This is a genomic window from Pseudomonas sp. RIT-PI-AD (genome assembly GCF_025642785.1).
Taxonomy (GTDB): domain Bacteria; phylum Pseudomonadota; class Gammaproteobacteria; order Pseudomonadales; family Pseudomonadaceae; genus Pseudomonas_T.
The window spans coordinates 89,159-111,672 of sequence record NZ_JANZKU010000005.1 but is presented as its reverse complement, the minus strand read 5'-3'; the positions used below and the strand labels follow the sequence as shown (position 1 = coordinate 111,672).

Annotated in this window: 21 protein-coding genes and 1 tRNA gene; 9 read left to right on the top strand and 13 right to left on the bottom strand. The window is 67.6% G+C overall.

Going from position 1 to position 22,514, the window contains the following annotated elements; all coding sequences use genetic code 11:
• Window positions 1-139 precede the first annotated feature (139 nt).
• On the top strand, window positions 140-937 hold the full coding sequence (locus OGL92_RS06195) for a hypothetical protein (RefSeq protein WP_263141746.1): 798 nt from the start codon (window positions 140-142) through the stop codon (window positions 935-937).
• 20 nt (window positions 938-957) lie between these two features.
• Here the strand turns inward: OGL92_RS06195 and OGL92_RS06190 are convergent, their stop codons facing one another.
• Window positions 958-1,395, bottom strand: a complete 438-nt coding sequence (locus tag OGL92_RS06190; protein WP_263141743.1) for a hypothetical protein — start codon at window positions 1,393-1,395, stop codon at window positions 958-960.
• Between the two features lie 84 nt (window positions 1,396-1,479).
• On the opposite strand from OGL92_RS06190, the gene OGL92_RS06185 reads away from it, so the two are divergent.
• Entirely contained in the window at window positions 1,480-1,920 is a 441-nt protein-coding gene (locus OGL92_RS06185; RefSeq protein ID WP_263141740.1) for a universal stress protein, read from the top strand.
• A 36-nt stretch (window positions 1,921-1,956) separates the two neighbouring features.
• On the opposite strand, the gene OGL92_RS06180 is transcribed toward OGL92_RS06185, so the two are convergent.
• Both OGL92_RS06180 and OGL92_RS06175 read right to left on the bottom strand, forming a co-directional pair.
• Window positions 1,957-2,643, bottom strand: a complete 687-nt coding sequence (locus OGL92_RS06180) for a hypothetical protein (RefSeq protein WP_263141737.1) — start codon at window positions 2,641-2,643, stop codon at window positions 1,957-1,959.
• 16 nt (window positions 2,644-2,659) lie between these two features.
• On the bottom strand, window positions 2,660-4,573 hold the full coding sequence (locus OGL92_RS06175; protein ID WP_263141735.1) for an ATP-binding cassette domain-containing protein: 1,914 nt from the start codon (window positions 4,571-4,573) through the stop codon (window positions 2,660-2,662).
• A 179-nt stretch (window positions 4,574-4,752) separates the two neighbouring features.
• Between OGL92_RS06175 and OGL92_RS06170 the strand changes: the two genes are divergently transcribed.
• Entirely contained in the window at window positions 4,753-6,681 is a 1,929-nt protein-coding gene (locus OGL92_RS06170) for a transglycosylase SLT domain-containing protein (protein WP_263141732.1), read from the top strand.
• Between the two features lie 70 nt (window positions 6,682-6,751).
• Here the strand turns inward: OGL92_RS06170 and OGL92_RS06165 are convergent, their stop codons facing one another.
• The 6 genes from OGL92_RS06165 to OGL92_RS06140 form a co-directional block, all read right to left on the bottom strand.
• Window positions 6,752-7,561: an MOSC domain-containing protein gene (locus OGL92_RS06165; protein WP_263141730.1), complete on the bottom strand. Its 810-nt coding sequence runs from the start codon at window positions 7,559-7,561 to the stop codon at window positions 6,752-6,754.
• Window positions 7,562-7,641: 80 nt separating this feature from the next.
• On the bottom strand, window positions 7,642-8,571 hold the full coding sequence (locus tag OGL92_RS06160) for a chemotaxis protein CheV (RefSeq protein ID WP_263141728.1): 930 nt from the start codon (window positions 8,569-8,571) through the stop codon (window positions 7,642-7,644).
• Window positions 8,572-8,726: 155 nt separating this feature from the next.
• Window positions 8,727-9,620, bottom strand: coding sequence for a lipid kinase YegS (yegS, locus tag OGL92_RS06155; protein WP_263141726.1), 894 nt, complete (start codon window positions 9,618-9,620; stop codon window positions 8,727-8,729).
• Between the two features lie 253 nt (window positions 9,621-9,873).
• Complete coding sequence (locus OGL92_RS06150) at window positions 9,874-11,433, bottom strand: FGGY-family carbohydrate kinase (RefSeq protein WP_263141725.1); 1,560 nt, start codon at window positions 11,431-11,433, stop codon at window positions 9,874-9,876.
• Window positions 11,430-13,064, bottom strand: a complete 1,635-nt coding sequence (locus OGL92_RS06145; protein ID WP_263141723.1) for a glycerol-3-phosphate dehydrogenase/oxidase — start codon at window positions 13,062-13,064, stop codon at window positions 11,430-11,432. The genes OGL92_RS06150 and OGL92_RS06145 overlap by 4 nt, the downstream gene beginning before the upstream one ends.
• Complete coding sequence (locus OGL92_RS06140; RefSeq protein WP_263141721.1) at window positions 13,061-14,656, bottom strand: FAD-binding oxidoreductase; 1,596 nt, start codon at window positions 14,654-14,656, stop codon at window positions 13,061-13,063. The genes OGL92_RS06145 and OGL92_RS06140 overlap by 4 nt, the downstream gene beginning before the upstream one ends.
• A 156-nt stretch (window positions 14,657-14,812) precedes the next feature.
• On the opposite strand from OGL92_RS06140, the gene OGL92_RS06135 reads away from it, so the two are divergent.
• On the top strand, window positions 14,813-15,874 hold the full coding sequence (locus OGL92_RS06135) for an AraC family transcriptional regulator (RefSeq protein ID WP_263141719.1): 1,062 nt from the start codon (window positions 14,813-14,815) through the stop codon (window positions 15,872-15,874).
• A gap of 39 nt (window positions 15,875-15,913) precedes the next feature.
• On the opposite strand, the gene glp is transcribed toward OGL92_RS06135, so the two are convergent.
• Both glp and moaB read right to left on the bottom strand, forming a co-directional pair.
• The gene (glp, locus tag OGL92_RS06130) at window positions 15,914-17,128 is read right to left on the bottom strand and encodes a gephyrin-like molybdotransferase Glp (protein ID WP_263142117.1); all 1,215 of its coding nucleotides are present in this window, start codon (window positions 17,126-17,128) and stop codon (window positions 15,914-15,916) included.
• Window positions 17,125-17,664 carry a molybdenum cofactor biosynthesis protein B gene (gene moaB / locus OGL92_RS06125; protein WP_263141717.1) on the bottom strand — a complete coding sequence of 180 codons (540 nt, stop codon included), beginning with the start codon at window positions 17,662-17,664 and terminating at the stop codon, window positions 17,125-17,127. The genes glp and moaB overlap by 4 nt, the downstream gene beginning before the upstream one ends.
• Window positions 17,665-17,732: 68 nt before the next feature.
• Between moaB and mobA the strand changes: the two genes are divergently transcribed.
• The 4 genes from mobA to OGL92_RS06105 all read left to right on the top strand — a co-directional run bounded on the left by mobA (window position 17,733) and on the right by OGL92_RS06105 (window position 20,131).
• Entirely contained in the window at window positions 17,733-18,335 is a 603-nt protein-coding gene (mobA, locus tag OGL92_RS06120; RefSeq protein ID WP_263141715.1) for a molybdenum cofactor guanylyltransferase MobA, read from the top strand.
• 61 nt (window positions 18,336-18,396) lie between these two features.
• Window positions 18,397-18,618, top strand: a complete 222-nt coding sequence (locus tag OGL92_RS06115) for a YgdI/YgdR family lipoprotein (RefSeq protein WP_263141712.1) — start codon at window positions 18,397-18,399, stop codon at window positions 18,616-18,618.
• An 89-nt stretch (window positions 18,619-18,707) separates the two neighbouring features.
• Window positions 18,708-18,784 (top strand) — tRNA-Pro (locus tag OGL92_RS06110).
• A 513-nt stretch (window positions 18,785-19,297) separates the two neighbouring features.
• Window positions 19,298-20,131, top strand: a complete 834-nt coding sequence (locus OGL92_RS06105; RefSeq protein ID WP_263141710.1) for an AraC family transcriptional regulator — start codon at window positions 19,298-19,300, stop codon at window positions 20,129-20,131.
• 166 nt (window positions 20,132-20,297) lie between these two features.
• Here the strand turns inward: OGL92_RS06105 and OGL92_RS06100 are convergent, their stop codons facing one another.
• Both OGL92_RS06100 and OGL92_RS06095 read right to left on the bottom strand, forming a co-directional pair.
• Window positions 20,298-20,459 (bottom strand): hypothetical protein, encoded by a 162-nt coding sequence (locus OGL92_RS06100; RefSeq protein ID WP_263141708.1) that lies wholly within the window; start codon window positions 20,457-20,459, stop codon window positions 20,298-20,300.
• Window positions 20,460-20,538: 79 nt separating this feature from the next.
• Window positions 20,539-20,745, bottom strand: coding sequence for a hypothetical protein (locus tag OGL92_RS06095; RefSeq protein WP_263141705.1), 207 nt, complete (start codon window positions 20,743-20,745; stop codon window positions 20,539-20,541).
• 242 nt (window positions 20,746-20,987) lie between these two features.
• Between OGL92_RS06095 and vgrG the strand changes: the two genes are divergently transcribed.
• Window positions 20,988-22,478: a type VI secretion system tip protein VgrG gene (vgrG, locus tag OGL92_RS06090; RefSeq protein ID WP_263141703.1), complete on the top strand. Its 1,491-nt coding sequence runs from the start codon at window positions 20,988-20,990 to the stop codon at window positions 22,476-22,478.
• Window positions 22,479-22,514 lie beyond the last annotated feature (36 nt).

The following is a 22,514-nucleotide window of genomic DNA, read 5'->3' as shown; positions in this document are numbered from 1 at the left end:
GGGGCGGGCGCCGGAGGACGCAAAGCGTCGATCTGGCCAAACGACTATGCTGGCGCTAAAGTCGCCCGGATCGGCCGGACGGATCGTTCAGTCTTCAGGATTACAACAACGAAACCCGCCCCGGGTTCCCGGAGATGCCATGTCCAGTCGCCTGCTGGCCCTTCCGTTGAGCATTCTGCTCCTGCTCTCCCCGCTGCCCAGCCTGGCCTCCGATGTCGCTGCCCCGCTGCTCGGGTTGCACCGCATGCGCCTCGCCGTGCAGAAGAGCCTCGGCGATTTCTATATGTTCAAGGGCATGGAAGGCGATCGCGCCTATGCGCGGATGCTTGAGCAATCCATCGCGCAGGCGAGGACCCAGCTGGATGCCCTCGGAGAACTGCCCACCCCGGATGCGCCGAAGCTGCGCGAGCAATTACGGGAACAGTGGCTGGCCTATGTCAGCCAACTGGAAAGCCTGGTGGCGGCGTTCCGCAAACAGGGCTTCACCGATCTGCAACCGGTGACCGAACTGGCCACTCGTAACCAACGGGTGCTGGGTACCCTCGACGAACTCTCTCGAAGCCTGCGACACGACAATGCGTCAGCGGTGCCGGCCCCGGTGCAGAGTTGCCGCGACCTCAGCGTGAGCATGCGCGGCATTTCCGTGGAATACGCGTCGCGCAGTGCCTCGGTGGGCGCGCTGTCCTCGAAGGATTCGGCCATCGATCGCCAGACCGGCGGGTTCGCCGAGCGCCTGCAGAAGCTGCGCGAGTCTCCGGCGAACACCGACGAGACCCGACAGACCCTGCAACGGATCGAAGCGCCCTGGCACTATATCGAAACCGCCCTGCATCACCCCGACCAGAACAGCATGCCGCTGCTGGTCGACAAGTACGCCGGGCAGATCGTCGAGGGTTTGGAGCGCCTGTGCGAGCAGTACGCAGCGGCAGCTCGCTGAGCCCGGTGCCGAGGTATCGCTCAAGCGAGCGCCTGGAGGGCGGCCCGGACCTGCTCCAGCTCGGCCTCGTCGCCCCCCTCGCCCCAACACAGGGCGATCATCCGGGGAGTGGCCTCGACCTTGTAGACGTCTGCTGGCAAGCGCGCCAAGTGCTCGGCGAGCCGCGGGTCGCTACAGGGCTCGCGCCAGCGATCCAGCCACTCTCCGGGCTGCGCCTGCCAGTAGCACCAGGCGTCCGTGCGGCCGTGCGGGCGGGCGCGATGGTACTGCGGGCAGGAGACCGGCAACGGACGCTCCAGCCAGTGCGGCCAGTTCTCCGGGGACAGTTGCATCGCCAAGCCCAGGCGTCGCGCGCGCAGGCGCATGTCCATGCGGCCACGCTGGCGACGCGACGGCAGCAGCCATGCCAGGGGGCTCAAGGCGATTCCCAGCGATATGATTACCCACCACCCTGCCATAGCTTATCCTGCCGCGAATCAGTGTTTTTGTACGGCCCAGGCGGCCATACTCCTGTCCAGGCGCACATTAGAAGGAGATCCACCATGCCCTACCAGCACATCCTGATCGCCGTCGATCTCACCGACGACTGCCATCCGGTCATCGAACGGGCCCAGTCGCTGGCCCGGACCAACAACGCCAAGCTGTCCCTGGTGCATATCGTCGAACCCATGGCCATGGCCTTCGGCGGCGATGTCCCCATGGATCTGTCGATGCTGCAACAACAGCAGTTCGAACAGGCCCGCGTGCGCCTGGACACGTTCGCCACACGCTATCCCGAGCTGCAACCCGACCAACGCCACCTGGCCTATGGCCAACCGCGCCAGGAAATCCACCGCCTCGCCGAGGAACAGCATTGCGATCTGGTGGTGGTGGGCAGCCATGGCCGACACGGCCTGGCCCTGCTGCTGGGCTCCACCGCCAACGACCTGCTGCACGGCGCGCCCTGCGACGTGCTGGCGGTGCGCCTGAAGAAGAGCGAGTGAGGTCCAGGCCGCCGGCCTTGCGGTCCGGCGGCCTCTTCAGTCGAAGCCTTCGCCGGCGCTCATCACCAGCGGCCGGATCTTCTGCAACTGGGTCTCCAGGGAATAGGTCATGCTCGACGCCATGGAGAAGAAGGTGAGGAAGGCCTTGAGGTTCGAATCGCCCTCGCAGGTGTCGTGAATGCGCTGCCAGAACGCCTGATTGACCAACTGCAATTGCTGGAACAGGCGCACCAGGCCCTTCAGCTCCCAGTCCGCGTGCCGCCCCTCGCGCATGTTGAAATACTGCCGCGCCAGATAGAGCGACACGGTGCGCAGGGTGAATTCCTGGTGGCTGGCGAACGGAAGATGCTGGTGGGCCATGGGTTTCAGCCGGTTCAGGATCGGGCAGGCGCTGGTGGCCATGATCACCCCGAGCAATGCCCGCAGCCCCTCCTCCAGTCCCACCGTCTTGGCGTATTCGCGCTCCGGCGTGCGCACCCAGACCATCGCCCGCTTGAACGCCGGCAACCCGTGGAAATCCTCGATGACCCGGTGCAGATCCACCGCCGCCGGGCAATGGGGAAACGCCTCGCGCCTCAACGGGCAATTACTGCACTGCTGATACTCGAGGCGGGTCCACTTGGGCGCGATGGCGGCACGTTCGCGGTCGTAATCCCGGTCGATCTCGATGCGATAACTGAACTCGTGGTCGTCATCCAGGTTAATGCGGTACTCGATGGCCATGGCCGCTCCCCTTCACTCAGCCGTCCAGCTCAGCCCAGCGCTCCAGCAATGCATCCAGCTCATGCTGCAGCTTCTCCAGGCGCTCGAGGGTACTGGCGGTCTGCGCGGAAGGCCGTTGATAGAACGCCGGATCGGCGGTTTCCGCCTGCACGCGAGCCAACTCGCGCTCCAGTTGCTCGATCTGGGCCGGAATGGCTTCCAGCTCCCGTTGCAGCTTATAGCTCAATTTCTTCTTCGCCGGCTCGGCCTTGCTCGGCTCGGCGACAGCAGGCTGTGGCGCGGCGCCGGAGGCCTTGGCGTCCCGCGTCTCCTTGCCTTCGCCGACGCCCAGCAGGCGCGGCGAGCCGCCCTGGCGCAACCAGTCCTGGTAGCCGCCGACGTACTCGCGGACCCGCCCTTCGCCTTCGAACACCAGGGTGCTGGTGACCACGTTGTCGAGGAAGGCCCGGTCGTGGCTGACCATCAGCACGGTGCCCTGGAAGCTGAGCAGCACTTCCTCGAGCAGCTCCAGGGTTTCCACGTCGAGGTCGTTGGTCGGTTCGTCGAGCACCAGCAGGTTCGCCGGCTTGCTGAACAGCTTGGCCAGCAGCAAGCGCGCCCGCTCGCCGCCGGACAGCGCCTTGACCGGCGTGCGCGCACGCTGCGGGCTGAACAGGAAGTCGCCAAGGTAGCTCAGCACGTGCCGGCTCTGGCCGTCGATGACGATGAAATCGCGACCTTCGGCGAGGTTGTCGATCACGGTTTTTTCCAGATCCAGCTGATGGCGCAACTGATCGAAGTAGGCCACTTCCAGCTTGGTGCCGACCTCGATGCTGCCGGTCGTCGGCTGCAGGTCGCCCAGCAACAGCTTGAGCAAGGTGGTCTTGCCGGTGCCGTTGGCACCCAGCAGGCCGATGCGATCGCCGCGCTGCAACACCAGGGAGAAATCCCTCAGCAAGGGTTCTCCGCCACCATGGGCGAAGCCCACGTGTTCGGCGACGATCACCTGCTTGCCGGACTTCTCCGCGGTTTCCAATTGCAGGTTGGCCTTGCCCTGGCGCTCGCGCCGCTCGCTGCGCTCGGCGCGCATTTCCTTGAGCGCGCGGACCCGCCCTTCGTTCCGGGTGCGGCGGGCCTTGATGCCCTGGCGGATCCACACCTCTTCCTGGGCCAGGCGCTTGTCGAACAATGCGTTGGCGGTTTCCTCGGCGGCGAGTTGCTGTTCCTTGTGCACCAGGAAACTGGCGTAGTCGCCGTTCCAGTCGATCAACCGGCCGCGGTCCAGTTCGAGGATGCGCGTGGCCAGGTTCTGCAGGAAGGAGCGATCGTGGGTGATGAAGAGCACGGCGCCGTTATAGCCCAGCAAGGCTTCTTCCAGCCAGGCGATGGCACCGATGTCGAGGTGGTTGGTCGGTTCGTCCAGCAGCAGCAGGTCCGGCTCGGAGACCAGCGCTTGGGCCAGCAGGACGCGTCGGCGCCAACCACCGGACAGCTCGGCGAGGGTCTTGTCGGCGGGCAACTGGAGCCGGCTGAGGGTGCTGTCGACCAGTTGCTGCAAGCGCCAGCCGTCGCGGGCCTCGAGGTCCTGCTGGACATGCATGAGCTTGTCGAGGTCGGCTTCGTCGCGGATGTTCTGGCTCAGGTGGTGGTATTCGGCCAGCAGGGCGCCGACACCGGCGAGGCCCTCGGCGACCACGTCGAACACCGTCCGCTCGTCGGCGCGAGGCAGTTCCTGGGGTAGCTCGCCGATCTTCAGGCCGGGCGCGCGCCAGATTTCGCCGTCGTCGGCCGCCTGATCGCCCTTGACCAGGCGCAGCAGGCTGGACTTGCCGGTGCCGTTGCGGCCGATGATGCAGACCCGCTCGCCGCGGTCGATCTGCCAGGAAACGCCGTCCAGCAACGGGGTACTGCCATACGCCAGGGCGACATCGGTGAACTTGAGCAGGGCCATGGGCACCTCCGGAAAACTGGGCGCGCATTCTACCCGAGTTGCGACGCTACTCTCCCGGCAATTTTCGCCGGTCGGACCGATTCGGCCATACGCTTTCGCCGCCCCCGGCCAGAGGCTAAGCTAGGCGCTCTTGGCGCCGGCGAGCCCGGCCCTCCACGATCCCCTTACCCGGAAGTGTCATGCGCGGTCGCCTGCTCAGCCTGTTTTCCTGCCTGCTCCTTTCCACCCTCCCCTACACCGGCGTCCAGGCCGCCAACCTGGACCAGCAACGCCAGATGTACGACGAAGCCAAACGGGCGCTGGCCAAGGGCGACGGTGAACCCTATCGCCGCTATGCCAGCGCGTTGCGCGACTATCCGCTGGAACCCTACCTGGCTTACGACGAACTGACCGCCCGTCTGAAAAGCGCCAGCAACGAAGAAATCGAGAAATTCCTCGCCGAACACGGCGACCTGCCCCAGGCGGGCTGGATGAAGCTGCGCTGGTTGCGCTGGCTGGCCGACCGCGGCGACTGGAAGACCTTCGTCGACTATTACGACCCCAAGCTCAATTTCACCGAGCTGGACTGCCTGTACGGCCAATATCAGTTGAACCACGGGCTCAAGGCTGAAGGCTACGCCAGCGCCGAGAAACTCTGGCTGGTGGGCAAATCGCAGCCAGAGGCCTGCGACGTGTTGTTCGACATGTGGAGCGCCGAGGGCCAGCTCACCGAAGAGAAGCGCTGGAAACGCGCGAAGCTGGCCGCCGAGGCCCGCAACTATGGCCTGGCCAGCCATCTGGCGAAGACCCTGCCGAGCCTCGCCAACCAGGGCAAGCTGCTGGTGGACGTCGCGCAGAAGCCGCAGATGCTCGACCAGCCCGGGCTGTTCGTGCCCGCCGACAAGGCCATGGCCGATGTGGTCGGCCTCGGCCTCAGACGCCTGGCGCGCCAGGACCCGGAGAAAGCCCTGGGCCTGCTGGAGCAATACGCCAGCCGCCTACCCTTTTCGAAGGAAGAAAAAGTGGCCATCGCCCGCGAGGTCGGCCTGACCCTGGCGAAGAAGTTCGACCCGCGTGCGCTGCCGATCATGGCCAAGTACGACCCGGAGCTGCACGACGACACTGTCTCCGAGTGGCGCGCCCGGCTGCTGCTGCGCATGGGCCGTTGGGACGAGGTCTACCGTCTCACCGGGCAGATGCCGACGGAGCTGGCCAATACCAACCGCTGGCGCTACTGGCGGGCGCGCAGCCTGCAACTGGCGCAGCCGCAGAGCCAGGAGCCGCTGGCGCTCTATCAGCCGGTGGCCAAGGAAAGGGACTTCTACGGCTTCCTCGCCGCCGACCGCACCCAGGCGCCCTACAGCCTGAACAACAAGCCGCTGGCCCTCGACCCGAAGGTGGTGCAGAAAGTCCGCAACACCGCCGGTATCCGCCGCGCCCTCGAATTCCACGAGCGCGGGCAGATCGTCGATGGCCGCCGCGAGTGGTACCACGTCAGCCGTCTGTTCAGCCGCGAGGAAATGGTCGCCCAAGCCAAGCTGGCCTATGACCTGCAATGGTATTTCCCGGCAATCCGCACCATCAGCCAGGCGCAATACTGGGACGACCTGGACATCCGTTTCCCGATGGCCCACCGCTCCACCCTGATCCAGCAGTCGAAGGTACGCGGCCTGCACTCCAGCTGGATCTTCGCCATCACCCGCCAGGAAAGCGCATTCATGGACGATGCCCGCTCCCAGGTAGGCGCCATGGGCCTGATGCAACTGATGCCCGGTACCGCCAAGGAAACCGCGCGCAAATTCAGCATTCCCCTGGCTTCGCCGCAGCAAGCGATCGACCCGGACCTCAACATCCAGCTCGGCGCCGCCTACCTGAGCCAGGTACACGCGCAGTTCAACGGCAACCGGGTGCTCGCTTCCGCGGCCTACAACGCCGGCCCCGGCCGGGTGCGGCAATGGCTGAAAGGCGCCAATCACCTGGCCTTCGACGTCTGGGTGGAGAACATCCCCTTCGACGAAACCCGCCAATACGTGCAGAACGTGCTGTCCTACGCGGTGATCTACGGGCAGAAGCTCAACGCCCCGCAGCCCCTGGTGGACTGGCACGAGCGCTTCTTCGACGATCAGTGAACCAGGGGGAGACCCGCCCTCGGCTGAACGAGACGAACATCCGGCCAAGCCGCCGGACCGGGTGTTCCGCTCAGGCCAGGACCTCCACCTCCATGCCCACTTCGATCCGCCCGGTTCCGAGATTGACCAGATTCTGCCCCAGGTACACCGCCCCCTCGTGCTCGCGATAGGTCTTCAAGGTGGTCAGGGGTTCCCGATCGGCGCTGCGCTCGCCGGTATCCGGGTCGATGGTGGTCAGGATGCAGCGGCTGCAGCCCTTGGCCACCCGAAAATCCAGGTCGCCAATGCGGATGCGCGACCAGCCGTCTTCGGCGTAGGCCTCGCAGCCTTCCACCACCAGGTTGGGCCGGAAGCGACGCATGTCCAGGGGCCTGCCCACCCGCGCGCCCAGGTCGTCCACCGAGGCTTGCCCCATCACCAGCAGTGGATAGCCGTCGGCGAAGCCAACCTTTTCCTCGCCGTGCTGGGCATCCTCGACGAGCCGCGCCCGCGCCTCCGGCACATGGACGAGGCGGGTCGGCTTACCCACGAAGCGCGTGACCCACGCCGCCGCCTCTTCGCCGGCGTCGGGCACCCGCATCGCGTCCTTCCACAGGATCACGCCACGCAGGTCGGCGCGCTCGTCCGGGAGGGCGACCTCCAGGGCGGGCAACCCGGGCGCGGCCAGGGACAACCCGCCGGACGGACTCCAACGCGCCAGCAGGTGGGCCATGCGAGGAAGTGCCCGTTGGGTGAGGAAGCGGCCGCTGTCGGCATCCACCAGCATCCAGCGGCGATCGCCCACCGGGCCGAGCGCGTCCAGCTGCAGCGCCGGCACAGGCTCACCGATGGCGGATTTCAGGGGGTAGCGATACAACGCGGTCAATCGCGGCTTGGACATGGCATTCGCAACGTGGAAAAACGGAACGCCATGCTAACCCGAACCCGGCCGCGCAGAGCAGCGCGCCGGGCGGCGCCCCGCTAGGCCTGGTCGAGCATCAGGCGCTCGCGCACCACGTCGACCAGCTTGTCCGGCTGGAACTTGGAAAGGAAGTTGTCGCAGCCGACCTTCTTCACCATGGCGTCGTTGAAACTGCCCGATAGGGAGGTGTGCATGACCACGTAGAGGCCCCGCAGGCGCGGGTCCTGGCGAATCTCGGTGGTCAGGCGATAGCCATCCATTTCCGGCATCTCGGCGTCGGTGAAGATCATCAGCAACTTGTCGGTCATGACCTCCCCGGTGTCGGCCCACTTCTTCAGCAGGTTCAACGCCTTGAGGCCGTCGCTGGCCACGTGCATCTTCACCCCGAGCTGGCTGAGGGTGTCGCGCATTTGCGTCAGGGCCACGTTGGAATCGTCCACCAGCAGCACCTCGCGGCCACGGGCTCGCTCCAGCACCGGGTCCTGCAAACGGTCCTCGGAAACCTGGGTGCTCATGGGCACGATTTCCGAGAGGACCTTCTCGACGTCGATCACTTCGACGATCTGCTCGTCGACCTTGGTGATCGCCGTCAGGTAATGCTGGCGCCCGGCGCCTCCGGGCGGCGGCAGGATGGATTCCCAATTGAGGTTGAGGATGCGATCGACGCCGCCGACCAGGAACGCCTGCACCGAGCGGTTGTATTCGGTGACGATGATGGTGCTGTTCTGATCCGGGACCAGCGGGCGCATGCCGATGGCCTGGGACAGGTCGATGACCGGCAGGGTCTGCCCGCGCAGGTTGACTACCCCGCAGACCACCGGGTGGCGCTGGGGGATCAGAGTGAGCTTGGGCAGTTGCAGGACTTCCTGCACCTTGAAGACGTTGATGGCGAAGAGTTGCCGACCGGCCAGGCGGAACATCAGGATTTCCAGGCGGTTCTCGCCCACCAGTTGGGTTCTTTGGTCAACGCTGTCGAGAATGCCGGCCATCGTGTGCTCCTTTCGTGTTCAACGAGTCTAGCCCAGGTCGGCGAGAGTATCCCCCAGGGACATGGTTCCTGGAATCATGCCAGCCATGCGCCATCATGCCCGAGCGTCAAGGCGCGCACCAGCGCACCGCACGCGCCCGCACCGACCCTGGCCCCTCAGCCCAGCAACGGCGAGCCCATGGGCAAATGCACGCGCAGCGCCTTCGGACGAATGGCGAAGCGCAACCGCTGGCTTTCCAGCGGCTCGCCGTCCAGGTTGATGTCCAGCCCTTCCGGCGCCTCCACCTCGATCCAGGGCACCCGCGCCCGCAGCGCCACCGTGTCGACGCCGCGGACACCGCCGGAAAGCAGGGTACCCAGGGTGCCGACGACGTCGGCCGGCGCCGGGACGATGCACAGGTCCAGCAAGCCGTCGTCCACCAAAGCGTCCGGGCACAGCAGGTGCCCACCGCCCGCCTGGCGGCCATTGCCGATGCCCAGCGCGAGAAAGTCGCCTTCCCACTGGAAATCCGGCGCGTTGAAGCGTCCGAAGGCCGCGTGCACCTCGGGAAAGCGCGTCAACCCGGTGAGCAGGTAGGCGGCGCCGCCAAGCATTTTCTTCAGGTCCTCCGAGGTATTGGCGGTGATCTTCGAACCGAATCCGCCGGTGGCCATGTTGAGAAACAGGTGCTCGCCCGCCTCGCCCAGGTCGATCGCCTGGGCGGGCAGTTCCAGCAAGGCCAGGGCTTCGTGGGGAATCAGCGGAATGGCGGCGGCGCGGGCGAAATCGTTGGCGGTGCCTAGGGGCAGGATCGCCAGGCTGGCCTCGGCGCCGGCCTGGACCATGGCCTCGGCGACCTCGCGCAGGGTGCCGTCGCCGCCCCCGGCGATCAGCGTCGGGTAGCCCGCGTCCAGGGCAGCGTGGACGATGCGCTGGGCATCGCCGCTTTCCCAGGTCACCCGCACATCCAGCGCCCAACCGCTGATGCGGCAGTGGCGCACGGCATCCCGTACCTGTTCGTTCGAAGCCTGCTTGCCGTGCAGAATCAGCAAGGCCTTGCGTTGCGTCATCACTGTATGTCTCCGCTTACGCAGCCAAAGCCGCACCACGGCCCGCCGTCCTCGGGATCGACCGGCCGCTCACTGGGAATGCTGTAGTGCGCGAGGATACGTCCTCCGCCGACCCGGGTCGCGGGATATCGACTCAGCCGAAGGCATCGCGAGCGACGTCGGCCCAGCCCCGTCGGCCGGTCCGGCACGCAGTGTTAGGACCGGGGCGGCGAAGAATTGGTTTCCGTGGGGAACACCTGCCGTCGGCAGGCGCTCAGGCCGGATAGCCGGTGATGTCGCGGATGCTCAGGTGCAAGGGTTTCAACTGCCGGTACATGCGCTGGTAGACCTCCCGGTAGAGCCGCTGGTAGGTACGCTGGGCCTGGGGATCGGGCAGGAACACCCGGCCCACGCGGGTCATCGCCGCGAGGGCGCTGGGGAAGTCGGCATGCAGCCCCAGCCCCACCGCGCAGTCGATGGCGGCGCCCAGCCCGGAGGTTTCGTAGACGTGCGGCCGCTCGGCGGGAAGCCCGAAGATATCTGCGGTGAGCTGCATCGCCGCGTCACTCTGGGAACCGCCGCCGGACACCCGCAAGCGCTCGATGGGCGTACCCGAGCGGCGCTCGATGCGCTCCTTGCCCTGGCGCAGGGCGTAGGCCAGGCCTTCGAGGATCGCCCGATACAGGTGCGCCCGGGTGTGCACGTCGCCGAAGCCGATGATCGAACCCTTGGCTTCCAGCCCCGGCTCGCGGATGCCCGGCGACCAGTAGGGTTGCAGCATCAATCCCATGGATCCGGGCGGAACCGAATCGACCAGTTCGTCGAACAGGGCCTCCGCCTCGATGCCCAGGGCAGCGGCCCGCTGCTGCTCGTGCAGGCCGAACTCCTGCTTGAACCAGCTGACCATCCAGTAGCCTCGGTAGATCATCACCTCGGTGTTGTAGTGGTCGGGCACCGCCGCCGGGTACGGCGGGAGCAGGGGGATGGTCTCCAGGTAACGCCGGCGGGTGGTGTTGATGGTCGCGGTGGTGCCATAGGACAGGCAGGCGGTACTCGCCTCCACCACGCCGGCACCGAGCACCTCGCAGGCCTTGTCAGCGCCCGCGGCGATCAGCGGCAGGCCCGCCGGGATCCCGGTATGGCGGCTCGCCGCCTCGCTGATGCAGCCGAGCCGCTCGCCGGGCTTGCGTAGCTCCGGCAACTGCTCGCGGCGCAGGGCGATGGCCTGCCATTTCCAGTCGCGCGGGCCGGCCCAGCGCAGCTTCCTGTAGTCGAACGGCAGATAGCCCACGGTACAGCCCACCGAATCGACGAAGCAGCCGGTCAGGCGCTGGGTGAGGAAACCCGACAGCAGCAGCACCTTGTGGGTCTTCGCCCAGATCTCCGGTTGCTGCTGGGCGATCCAGTTGATCTCCGCCTGGGCGCGGAAATGATCCACCGTCGCCTGCGCGCCGATCAGCTTGAACAACCAGCCCCAGGGCCCGCGAATCCGTCCCTGAACCTCGGCGCGGCGCTGGTCGAGCCAGAGGATCGCCGGCCGCAACGCCTTGCCCTGCTCGTCGACGTTGATCAGCGTGCCGCGCTGGGTGGTCAAGGCGACGCCGCGGATCAGGCGCTTGTCGATGTCCACTTCGGCCCATAGCCGCCGGCAGGCTTCGCCCAGGCTCGCCCAGTAGTAGTCGGGGTCCTGCTCGGCCCAGCCCGGTTGCCGGGAGTAATAGGCCTCCAGCGGCACCTTGCCCTTGCCGATCAGGTTCCCGGCCAGGTCGAAGAGCAGCGCGCGGACGCTCTGGGTGCCGTTGTCGATGGCCAACAGGTAGCTTTGTTCGCTCAAGGCAGGGTTCCCGTGTCGGTGGAGGCGGCGTTGAGGGAGGCGCCTTCGTCCGGCAGGCTGTAGCAACGTCGCCAGAGCGCGCGGTAGGCGTCTTCCTCGCGGGCCCAGCGGCGGTCGTCCCAGCCCAGCAGCGGCTGGCACAGCGCGCGGATGCGCGGCAACTCGGAGGCGGCGCCCTCGGGCAGCAACAGCCCCAGGCGGGTGCGGCGCAGCAACAGGTCGTCCAGGTGCAGGACCAATTCGTGCCCCGCGGCCCAGGCCAGTTCGGCCCAGGCGGTCTCGCTGGCGCCGACCCGGGCATCGCCCAGGGCTTCGAACAGGCGATGCAATTCGGGAAGGGCTCGGCCGTAACGGCCCGCCAGGCGCCGTTGCCGGGCGGTCGAAAGGCCGTCGATGGTCGCCGGCGGCGGCCTGGAAAACACCGGGCCAGTGCCTTCCAGCAAAGGGCGGCCGACGAAGGGCGCACAGGCACGCAGCACTTCCAGCGCCAGGGGGCGGAAGGTGGTCAGCTTGCCGCCGGCCAGGGTGACGCTGCCGGGCTCGACCCACAGGACGTGCTCGCGGGGTTCGTCGGACGGTTTGCGCGACGTCTCGCCGGCACTGACTACCGGGCGTACCCCGGCCCAGGTGGACAGCACGTCGCGCCGGCCGATGCCGGCGCCGGGGAATTGCTGGGCGCAGGCGGCGAGCAGGTATTCCACCTCGCCTTCGGCGATCCGCGCCTCCTCCGCCAGGCTTTCCTGGTGATCCAGGTCGGTGGTGCCGATCACCGTTGCGCCTTCCCAGGGAAATACGAATACCGGCCGCCGATCGGCGGCATGCATGAAACTGAAGGCGTGGACCACTGGCAGGCGCCAGGCGGGCAACAGCAGGTGGCTGCCGCGCAGGGGCCGGACCCGCTCGCGGCCGCCGTCGCCCCGCCCGAGGCCGCCGGCCCAGGCCCCGGTGGCCTGGGCCACCGCCCGGCAACGAACGGTGAAGGCGCGTCCGCTCTCGCGGTCGGTGGCGACCAGGCCGACCACCTTGCCGGCGTCGCGCAGCAGCTCGCTTACGCCCATGCCGTTCAGCGCTTCGCCGCCGTCGGCGCGGGCTTCGTCCAGCACGCGCAGGACCAGGCGAGCGTCGTCGGTCACCGCGTCGAAGAAACGGGTGGCGCCAAGCAGGCCCGGCTCGCGCAGGCCGGGTGCCAGGTAGCGCAGTTGCCCGGCCGAATGGAAACGGTGGTTGCGCTGCCCGGCCAAGCCGTCGTAGACCGCCAGCAAGGCGCCGAACAGCCGCGGGCCGGGGAAGCCGCCGCGGTAATGGGTGAGCATGAAGCTCAAGGGATCCACCAGGCCGGGGGCCTCGTCCAACAGGCGTTGCCGCTCGCGTACCGAGGCGCGGGTCAGGCCGAACTGGCCGCGGGCGATGTAGCGCAGCCCGCCGTGCACCATTTTCGAGGAACGGCTAGAGGTGCCCCAGGCGAAGTCGCGCTGCTCCAGCAGCAGGCACTTCCAGCCTTGCCGGGCCGCCTCGCGGAGGATGCCGGCGCCGCTGATGCCGCCGCCGATCACCAGCAGGTCCCAATCGCGGCTCGCCAGTTCGGGCAGCGCCGCCTGGCGCCAGGCCGCATTCCAGGCCGGCGCGCTCATTCCTGCAACAGCACGCCCGGAACCAGGCGGCCCTCGGGATCGAAATGCCGGGACAGCGCGCGCAGCGCGGCCAACCCCTGCTCGCCCTTCTCCACCGCCAGGTAGGGCGCGTGATCGCGGCCCACGCCGTGCTGGTGGCTGATGGTGCCGCCGTTGTCGACGATGGTCTGGCTGGCGGCATGCTTCAGGCGCCGCCAGCGCGCCAGCGCCTGCGCATAGTCGCTACCGGGGCGGAACACATAGGTGCTGTACAGGCTCGAGCCCTGGCCATAGACGTGGGACAGGTGGGTGAAGACGTGGACGCGCTCGCCCTCCGCCGCCAAGCCCTCGCGCAGGCTCTTCTCAATCTGCGCCATCAGCGGCGCGACATTGGACCAGTCGGTGGCGGTTTCCAGGGTGTCCACCACATACCCGGCGCGCCACAGGGCTTCGCGCAGGTAAGGAAAGCGAAAGCGGTTCTCCGCCCATTTGCGCCCCAGCAGGGTGCCGGTGAACACCCCGCCGAAGCGCTTGAGCCAGTCCTTCGCCTGGCGCAGCGAAGCGGCGTTTTGCCGGCGGCAGCCGGTGACGCCGAAGGTCAGCATGCATTTGCCCTCGCGGGCGCCGCGCAGGGCCAGGTATTTCTCCAGCAGGGCGATCTGCTGCGGATGGCCGGCCAGGGCCAGTTGGGTCTGGGTCTCCTCGGCATTGGCCAGGCGCAGCATGGACAAGGGCACCCGTGCCTGGGTCAGCCGGCGCACCGCCTCCAGCGCCCGCTCCCACGACGGCAGGAACACCGCGTAGAAGCGCTCCTGCTCGGCCAGGGGCGTGACCCGCACCTTGATCTCGGAAAGCACGCCGAAGCGCCCCTCGGACCCCAGGACCATTTCCCGCAGGTCCGGGCCGGCGGCGGACGCCGGAAAGCTGGCGATCCGCAAGGGGCCGGCGAAGGTTTCCAGGGTGCCGCCGGCGAACAGTTGCTCGATCCGCCCGTAACGCAACGACTGCTGGCCACTGGAGCGGCTGGCCACCCAGCCGCCGAGAGTCGACAACTCCCAGGACTGGGGGAAATGCCCCAGGGTGTAGCCGCGGGCCCGCAACTGGCTTTCCACCTGCGGGCCGTTGGCGCCGGGGCCGAAGGTGGCGATCAGACTGGCTTCGTCGAGGTCCAGCAGGCGCCCCATGCGGGCGAGGGACAGGGTCAGCACCGGCCTGTCGCTGACCTGGGGATTGATGTGCCCCGCCACCGAGGTGCCGCCGCCATAGGGGATCAGCAATGCGTTCTGCTCGGCCGCCCATGCCAGCAACTGGCGAATCTGCTCGGCGCTCTCCGGGTAGGCGACCCCGTCGGGGAACACCTCGAAGCGCCCTTCGCGCATCGCCAGCCAGTCCGGCAGGCTCTGGCCACGGGCATGGCGGATGCGCGCCTCCGCGTCGAGACTGACCAACGGGTGCGCGCTCAACCGCGACGGCGGCACGCGCGCCACCACCTCGGCGAGGGAGGCATCCGCCAGGGCCTGGCCGGTGCCAATCCGCGCCGCCAGGAAACCCGCCCCATGGGCCGGCAGATCCACCACCGTCGCCTCGTCGCCCCACCCGTTCCAACGCCGCATGCCACCCTCCCCCGTTCGCTCGGCCCCGCAGCCGTGTTCCGCCGCCGGGTCTTTCCTATCGCTCGTCATGGCTGCCTATACTAGTCGGCCCCTGTCGGGCGTCACTGTCGGATCGGGACAGCGACTGTCGCCAATCGAGCCAAGCGGAATCGACGCATGCACGCACTGGGCTATACCGCCGTCCCCGTCCTGTCGAAGTACCTGCGCTACGCCGAACACCTCGGCCTGGATACGGCGGCGGCCCTGCGCGAGGCCGGCATCGCCGCGCAAGCGCTGGCGGACAACAACGCGCGCCTGCCCAGCGAGGCCCACGAACGGCTCCTCGAGCACCTGCTGCGGCGCTCCGCGGACCCCTTGTTCGGGCTACGGGCGGCGCGCTTCGTGCAGCCCGGCTCGTGGAGCGTGCTCGGCTACATCACCATGAATTGCGCCACCCTCGGCGAGGCCATGGGGCGCATCGTGCCCTACGAAAAACTGGTGGGCGACATGGGCGTCAGCCGGGTCGAGGCAAGCGCCGGCCTGGTGCGATTGATCTGGAGCTGCCGGCATCGGACCGCGGAAATCCGCCGGCACATGGTGGAGAACGTGCTGGCCTCCTGGTTGCTGTATGCCCGTTGGATCGCCGACACCGAGCGCTCGCCGCGGGAAGTCTGGTTCAGCCACCGCCAACCGCCAGGGGTCGCGCTGGAGGCGTATCAGGACGTCTTCGGCTGCCCGGTGCGCTTCGAACAGGACTGCGACGCCTTGCTGATCCCCCGGGAATACCTGGACCTGCCGCTGCGCCTGGCGGACGCCCACCTGCTGCGCACCCTGGAAGCACATGCGCTGGGGCTGATGGCCGAGCTGAGCGAGGACGAGCCGCTGCCGCAGCGGGTGAAAGCCGCCCTGCGCGCCTTACTCAAGGACGGTCTGCCGCGCAAGGAGCGGGTAGCCGACAAGTTCGGCATGACCCTGCGCACCCTGCAACGCCACCTGCAGCAGGAAGGCACCAGCTACCAGCGGCTACTGGACGAGCTGCGCCGCGAACTGGCGGAGCATTACCTGCTGCGCAGCGACCTGGCGATCCAGGAGATCGCCTGCTACCTCGGCTTCAGCGAGCCGCGCTCGTTCCATCGCAGCTTCAAGCTCTGGACCGGCAGCACGCCTGGCGAGTACCGCGACGTCCAGCGCCAGGGTCAGCCCGACACGCCCCGGCCGGCAGCCTTTACCACGTCCTGAATCCACAGGGCGCAGCGACCACGCCGGCACCCGACCGGCTCAGCCGAGCAACTCGCTCAGGGGAATGAAACGCAGGCGATCGCCCTCGGCCAGGGTTTTCCCCTCCAGCACCTCGGCGAAGCCTTCGGCCCAGGCCGCGCTGCGCAGCACGCCGGAGCTCTGGTTCGGATAGGGCACCGCGCGACCGCCTTCCAGGCGCGCGCGCAGGTATTCGCGGCGATTGCCCGGCATCGGCCAGGCGAAACCGGCCGGCACCTCGAAGCCCAGGGGGTCGACCCGCTCGACACCGAGCCGTCGCAGCAGGTAGGGCCGCGCCAGCAGGGCGAAGGTCACCAGGGTGGACGCCGGGTTGCCGGGCAGCCCGATCACCGGGACGCCACGAAAATGACCGCAGGTGAGCGGCTTGCCGGGTTTGATCGCCAGCTTCCACAGGGCCAGTTCGCCGTCCTCGCGCAACGCTTGACCGAGGAAATCCGCCTCGCCCACCGAGACCCCGCCAGTGGACAGGATCAGGTCGACCCCGCCCAGCCCGGCCAAGGCCTCGCGGGTGCGCTGCAAGTCGTCAGGCAGGATTCCGGCATCCACCACCGCGCACCCCAGGCGTTGCAGCCAAGCGATCAGTAGGCGCCGGTTGCTGTTGTAGATTTGCCCGGACCGCAGCGGCTGACCGGGCTCCACCAGTTCATCGCCGGTGGACAGCACCGCGACGTTCGGCCGCCGGCGCAGCGACACTTCGGCCAGGCCCAGGGAAGCGGCCAGGCCCAGCTCGATCGGCCCCAGGCGGGTACCGGCTGGCAGCACCACCTCGCCGCGCCGGGTCTCCTGGCCCTGGGGCCGCACGTGCTGGCCGGCCTGCAGGGGCTCGAGGAAACGTACCCGTCCCTGCGCGTCCAGCACAGCGTTTTCCTGCATCTCCACGGTGTCCGCGCCCGCGGGTAGCGGCGCTCCGGTGAAGATGCGCGCGCAGGTTCCGGGGACCAGCGGCGAGGGCGCCTGCCCGGCGAGGATGCGCTGGCTGACCGCCAGCCCCTCGCCGCGCCAGTCCGCCAGGCGCAACGCATAGCCGTCCATGGCGCTGTTCGCCCAGGGCGGCAGGTCGAAGCCGGCCACCAGCGGCGCGGCCAGCACACGCCCTTCGGCTTGCTCCAGGGAGACCATTTCCGCTGCGTCTATCGGGCTGGCGGCGGCCAGCTCGAGCAACCGCTTCGAGGCGGCCTCCAGCGGCAGCAGGGTCTGCTCGGGCACGCCGGTCACCCGCGGCTGGCGCAGGCATCGGCCTGCTTGAGATGAGGCACGAAATTGCACGGCCGGTGCCGCGCGTCCAGTTGCTCGGCGAGGATGCCGTCCCAGGCGGTGCGGCACGCGTTGGTCGAACCCGGCAGGCAGCAGACCAGCGTACCGTTGGCCAGTCCGGCGAGGGCGCGCGACTGCAGGGTGGAGGTACCGATGTCGGTCAGCGAAATCTGCCGGAACAGCTCGCCGAAACCGTCGACCCGCTTGTCCAGCAGACAATCCACCGCTTCCGGGGTACTGTCGCGCTCGGTGAAACCGGTGCCGCCGGTGATCAGCACCACCTGAACTCGGTCGTCGGCGATCCAGGTCGCGACCTGGGCGCGTATTCTGTACAGGTCGTCCTTCAGCAGCACCCGGCTGGCGAGGCCATGGCCGGCGCTCTGCACGCGCTCGACCAAGAGCTGCCCGGAGGTATCGGTTTCCGCGGTGCGGGTGTCGCTGACAGTGAGCACGGCGATGTTCAGCGGCACGAACGCCGCCTCGGCCTTGTGATTCATCGAGGTCATTTTCCGGTTTTGGGGCGATGCCGACGTTATATCACAGGCCTTTTTTCACGGAGACGCCGATGCCCTTTCCCGCATCCACGCCGTTGCGCTGCTCGGTCCTGCTGCTGGCGGGCGGCCGTGGCCAACGCATGGGCGGCCAGGACAAAGGACTGCTGGAATGGCGCGGGCGCCCGCTGGTCGCCTGGCTGTACGAACTGGTTCGGCCCCTCGGCGACGACCTCATCCTCTCCTGCAATCGCAACGCCGAGCGCTATCGACCCTACGCCGATCGCCTCGTCGACGATGGCGATGACGCCTACCAGGGCCCGCTCGCCGGAATACGCGCCGGTCTCGCCGCGGCGCGGTGTGCGAATCTGTTGGTGCTACCCTGCGACGCGCCGCGCCTCGACCGCCCCTTGCTGGACGCCTTGCTGGCGCGCGCGGGCGAAGGCCCGGCGGCGATCAGCTGCGGCGGGCAGCTGGAACCCCTGTTCAGCGTATGGCCGAAAAGCCTGCTCGCACCGCTGGAACGGGCATGGCACTCTGGCGAACGAAGTCCGCAACGGCTGCTCCGCCAATGGCAGGCCGCGACCCTGGAGTGCGCCGCGGACGATCCACGGTTGGCGAACCTGAATACCCCGCAATCGCTGGCGGAACCCGAGGCCCATGGGCCAGGAACTTGATCCGGCGATTCCCGTCATACCTTCCCTATTCATCTGCACGTCCAGACTCAGGAGATTTCACATGACCCAACGGACCCTCCCCGCCCTGCTGCTCGCCCTGGGCCTCGCCGCCCTCGCCGGCTGCTCCACGCCCACCGTGATCACCCTCAACGACGGGCGCGAAATCCAGGCCGTCGACGAACCGAAATACGACGAGGAATCCGGCTTCTACGAATTCGAGCAACTCGACGGCAAGCGCGCCCGCGTCAACAAGGATCAGGTGCGTACGGTCAAGGAACTCTGAGGGAACGGACGGGCGGCTCGATCGGGCTGAAAAATTTTCTGCACTAACCCCTTGTGCGGTAAAAGTTTTTCGGTACAATTCTCGCCCATCGGAGTGTAGCGCAGCTTGGTAGCGCGTCTCGTTCGGGACGAGAAGGTCGCAGGTTCGAATCCTGTCTCTCCGACCATCCCCTTTGTTTTCGGACACTCCCGTGAACCGGAAACACTCAAGAAAGCCCGCCCAGTGCGGGCTTTCTCGTTTCTGGCTTCGGCCCATTGCCGCCTCGGCGGCGGGCGATCGGCAGGGATCCCCGGCGGCTTCTGGCCACAACCGGCGGAGCGTAACTTCGCCGGCCGGCCGGGTGAAATTCCGATACCGACAAGCGTCAGGGCTGGCCACGCCATTGGCGACTTGCGGGACCCCGCCCTCCCCAACGCCAGTCCGGCAGCGTTCCGAGCCCAACCACTTCTGCCATCGATACGACGAAGCCCTAGCCCCTGGTGCGACCGTACCCAGCCTGCCATTGAGGGGGGTTGTCACCGGGGCGTGAAACCTCATCGAGAACGCGTCGCCCCTGTCCAGGTTCGCTTCATGCCCGCGCAGCCTCAGCGCCCGGAGACGCGAGACGCTGCCGCAAGAACGATCAAACGCGCCGCCACCGACGCTTTAGTATGAGCCCCTCACCTCTTGGAACCCGCTCATGAACCCCATCGAGAAGGCGCTCTGGTACATCGAGATCGAGTTGGATGGCGAGCTGCATCTCGACGCGATCGCCCGACGCTGCGAGCTGACCCGGTTCGGTTTGGCGCGGCTGTTCGCCTTGAGCACCGGCTGGCCGGTCATGCGCTACGTACGCGCCAGGCGGCTCACTCGGGCCGCGCGGTCCCTGGCCCAAGGCGCGCCGGACATCCTCGGCGTGGCGCTGGATGCAGGTTACGGGTCCCATGAGGCATTCACCCGCGCATTCAGCGAACTGTTCGGCCTGCCGCCCAGGCAGGTACGGTCGCCGGATGCGCTGGACTCCCTCCCTCTCGTGGAACCCTTACGCATGAAAGAATTACAGCCCGTCGAGCTTTCCACTCCACGTTTCGAAAGCAAGCCGGCTTTCTGGATCGTCGGCTTCGGCGAGCGCTTCACCTTCGACAACAACCAAGGCATACCCGCGCTCTGGCAACGCCTGAACCCTCACCTCGGCCGGATACCCGGGCAGATCGATGGAGTGACCTACGGGCTCTGCTGCCATCCTCACGCCGACGGCAGCTTCGAATACGTCGCCGGGGTCGAGGTGCGCGATGCCCAGGGGCTGGCGCCGGGCTTTCGCGGGATCAAAATCGCTCCCCAACGATATGCCGTCTTCACTCATCGGGGACACGTTTCGACCCTCCACCGGACGTTCCACACACTGTTCAATCAGTGGTTGCCGGCGTCGACCCTAAGGGCCGCGGACGCACCGGAGTTCGAACGCTACAGCGAAGACTTCGATGCCATCGCGGGTACCGGGTCCGTGGAAATCTGGCTGCCTCTCGCCGACTGACGTCGGTGACGGAACGGACATGACCCGCAGTCCTACAGCACCTTCATGGAAACGTCACATCGAAACCCAATGATGGACGCGCTGAAGGACCAGCGCCCCATCGAAGCCCGTACCAGCGGGCTTTTCATTGTCCATCGACAGCCTGCCGCGGTAGCCGGATGGGCGTTCAGCGCTCGCCGGAAGGCTCGTCGTCCCAGCGCTCGGCCTCCTCGCTGCCGGTGCCTGGCCGGGGCTGCTCGCCCTTGCCGTTGAGGTCTTTCCTCTTCTCGTCTACCTGGGCCGGGTGGCCGGCATCGCTTTTGGGCGGCTGGGAGGGTTTGGCGGACATGGGCTTCTCCTCGTGGTGATCTCTCTTCTTTTTGTCAGCATGATCCGCCTTCCGTGCCGGGCGGTTGACCAATGGCGCCTCAGGCCCGCAACAAGAACGGCAAGGCCATCGCACCCAGGCCGATCGCCAGGGTTACCCAGAGATCGCTGACGAAATAGGTGAATCCCATCAGCAGCAGGCCGCACAGCAAGCTGACCAAATGCTGCTGGCGCTTGCCATAGAGGAAATAGCCGACACCGATCCCGCTGAACACTATCCCCAGCAACAGACTGGTCTGGTCTTCCATGGCGACTCCGGAGGGCAGGACACCGCGAATGCTCCACGGTAGCGCCAAACCGGCGCGTTTTGATCGTCGATTTGCCCACTGGTTAACACTTTCTCAGCGGCGAACAGCGACCCAGTACGCATTTCACCCCGCCGGCGGCGCAGTATCATTTCGCCATCGCAGGACGGGCAGATGCCCAATGCGACGAAAGAGCCGGTCCACGGCTCGCCCCCATGGATGATTGATTCAGCAAGGGAGTTGCTGTGAAACCCACCTTTTCGTTGACCACCGCGCTCGGGCCGGGGAGCCTGGATTTTGCCGCCCTGAGCGGGCGCGAGGAAATCTCGCGGCTGTTCGAGTTCGTCCTGAGCCTGAACGGTCCCGACCCGGAACTCGATCCGGAACGCCTGCTGGGCACCTCGATGACCCTGGAGATCGCCCTGCCTTCGGGCCGCCGACGCTACCTGAACGGCGAATGCGTGGATTTTTCCAATCTCGGCTGGCGGCACGGCCAGGCGGCGTACGAAGCACGCTTGAGGCCCTGGCTCTGGTATGCCGACCGCCAGACACGCAGCCGTGTGTTCGAGCGGCAAAGCGTGCCGGATATCGTCCGCCAGGTGTTGGCGGCCTATCCCTTCCCGACGCGCTTCCTCCTCAGCCGCCGCTACGCGCCGCGCAGCTATTGCGCGCAGTACCGGGAAAGCGATGCGCAATTCGTCATGCGCCTGCTGGAAAGCGAGGGCCTCTGGTTCTGGTTCGAGCACCTTGCCGGGCGGCACGAACTGATGATCGTCGACGACGTCGCCCTGAGCGGTCCGGGCCCCGGGCATCGTCCGATACGCTATTGCGGTCCCGGCCAGAGGAGCGCCGGCCAGGCGGAGTACCTCGACAGCTGGAAAACCGGCGGCACGCTTTCCACCACCGCGGCGCCGATCCCGGACCACGCCGCGCCGCCGTGCCGGCGATACGCCGACGCCGTCCCCGGGCGCCCCTGGAACAGCGCATGCGGCGGCAGCGCCAGCGGCTGTACCGCAGCCCTGGCGCCCGGCCATCTGTTCGCGCTCGAGGGCCATCCCTGCGCGACGCAGAACCGCCGCTACCTGGTGCTGGCGGCCGACTACCGCTTCAGCGCGGTGCACGGCCAGGCACGCACCCTGAGCACGCGGATCGAAACCCATCCCGGAGACCGAGCCTTCCGCCCGGCCTGCCGCACGCCCCAGCCCCGCGTGGTCGGCCTGCAGACGGCCACGGTCATCGGCAATGCCGTGCGCTTCGCCGACGGCCGCGACCGGCTCAGGGTCGGCTTCGCCTGGCCCGGCAAGGACCTGGAGAATCGCCACTGCGGCTGGGTACCCCTGGCATTGGCCAAGCGAGGCCAGGACGACCAGGGATACCCCGCGGTCGGCGAAAAGGTTTTCATCGATCACCTGGATGGCGACCCCGACCGGCCGCTCATCACCGGCCGGGTCGGCGCGCCTCGACAGGACGCTTCGCGTGCCACTGCCATGCCTCCGGCGAATCGCGCGCCGACCGCCCTGCCACCCCCGACCAGCCTCTATCCCCTGCTCGCGGCGGCCGCGGCCGATCCCCGCCTGGCACAGGCATGCAGCCAGAGCATCCGTTTCCTCAACGAACGGGAAATCGTCCTGCGCTGCGAGGGGCATTGCATCCGCATCACCCCGGAACGCATCGAAGTGACCGCCTCTCCGCTGGAGGAACGCCCCTGGGCGAACGCCGGGCTGGAACCTGGCTGAGCGCCCGGATAGCGGCAGCCGGGGCGCACCGCCGGC

What these genes read in the sequence shown, in the direction of transcription:
- OGL92_RS06195 (WP_263141746.1), top strand. Translation starts at nt 140, where the DNA reads ATGTCCAGTCGCCTGCTGGCCCTTCCGTTGAGCATTCTGCTCCTGCTC.
- OGL92_RS06190 (WP_263141743.1), bottom strand. Translation starts at nt 1,395, where the DNA reads ATGGCAGGGTGGTGGGTAATCATATCGCTGGGAATCGCCTTGAGCCCC.
- OGL92_RS06185 (WP_263141740.1), top strand. Translation starts at nt 1,480, where the DNA reads ATGCCCTACCAGCACATCCTGATCGCCGTCGATCTCACCGACGACTGC.
- OGL92_RS06180 (WP_263141737.1), bottom strand. Translation starts at nt 2,643, where the DNA reads ATGGCCATCGAGTACCGCATTAACCTGGATGACGACCACGAGTTCAGT.
- OGL92_RS06175 (WP_263141735.1), bottom strand. Translation starts at nt 4,573, where the DNA reads ATGGCCCTGCTCAAGTTCACCGATGTCGCCCTGGCGTATGGCAGTACC.
- OGL92_RS06170 (WP_263141732.1), top strand. Translation starts at nt 4,753, where the DNA reads ATGCGCGGTCGCCTGCTCAGCCTGTTTTCCTGCCTGCTCCTTTCCACC.
- OGL92_RS06165 (WP_263141730.1), bottom strand. Translation starts at nt 7,561, where the DNA reads ATGTCCAAGCCGCGATTGACCGCGTTGTATCGCTACCCCCTGAAATCC.
- OGL92_RS06160 (WP_263141728.1), bottom strand. Translation starts at nt 8,571, where the DNA reads ATGGCCGGCATTCTCGACAGCGTTGACCAAAGAACCCAACTGGTGGGC.
- yegS (WP_263141726.1), bottom strand. Translation starts at nt 9,620, where the DNA reads ATGACGCAACGCAAGGCCTTGCTGATTCTGCACGGCAAGCAGGCTTCG.
- OGL92_RS06145 (WP_263141723.1), bottom strand. Translation starts at nt 13,064, where the DNA reads ATGAGCGCGCCGGCCTGGAATGCGGCCTGGCGCCAGGCGGCGCTGCCC.
- OGL92_RS06140 (WP_263141721.1), bottom strand. Translation starts at nt 14,656, where the DNA reads ATGCGGCGTTGGAACGGGTGGGGCGACGAGGCGACGGTGGTGGATCTG.
- OGL92_RS06135 (WP_263141719.1), top strand. Translation starts at nt 14,813, where the DNA reads ATGCACGCACTGGGCTATACCGCCGTCCCCGTCCTGTCGAAGTACCTG.
- moaB (WP_263141717.1), bottom strand. Translation starts at nt 17,664, where the DNA reads ATGAATCACAAGGCCGAGGCGGCGTTCGTGCCGCTGAACATCGCCGTG.
- mobA (WP_263141715.1), top strand. Translation starts at nt 17,733, where the DNA reads ATGCCCTTTCCCGCATCCACGCCGTTGCGCTGCTCGGTCCTGCTGCTG.
- OGL92_RS06115 (WP_263141712.1), top strand. Translation starts at nt 18,397, where the DNA reads ATGACCCAACGGACCCTCCCCGCCCTGCTGCTCGCCCTGGGCCTCGCC.
- OGL92_RS06105 (WP_263141710.1), top strand. Translation starts at nt 19,298, where the DNA reads ATGAACCCCATCGAGAAGGCGCTCTGGTACATCGAGATCGAGTTGGAT.
- OGL92_RS06100 (WP_263141708.1), bottom strand. Translation starts at nt 20,459, where the DNA reads ATGTCCGCCAAACCCTCCCAGCCGCCCAAAAGCGATGCCGGCCACCCG.
- OGL92_RS06095 (WP_263141705.1), bottom strand. Translation starts at nt 20,745, where the DNA reads ATGGAAGACCAGACCAGTCTGTTGCTGGGGATAGTGTTCAGCGGGATC.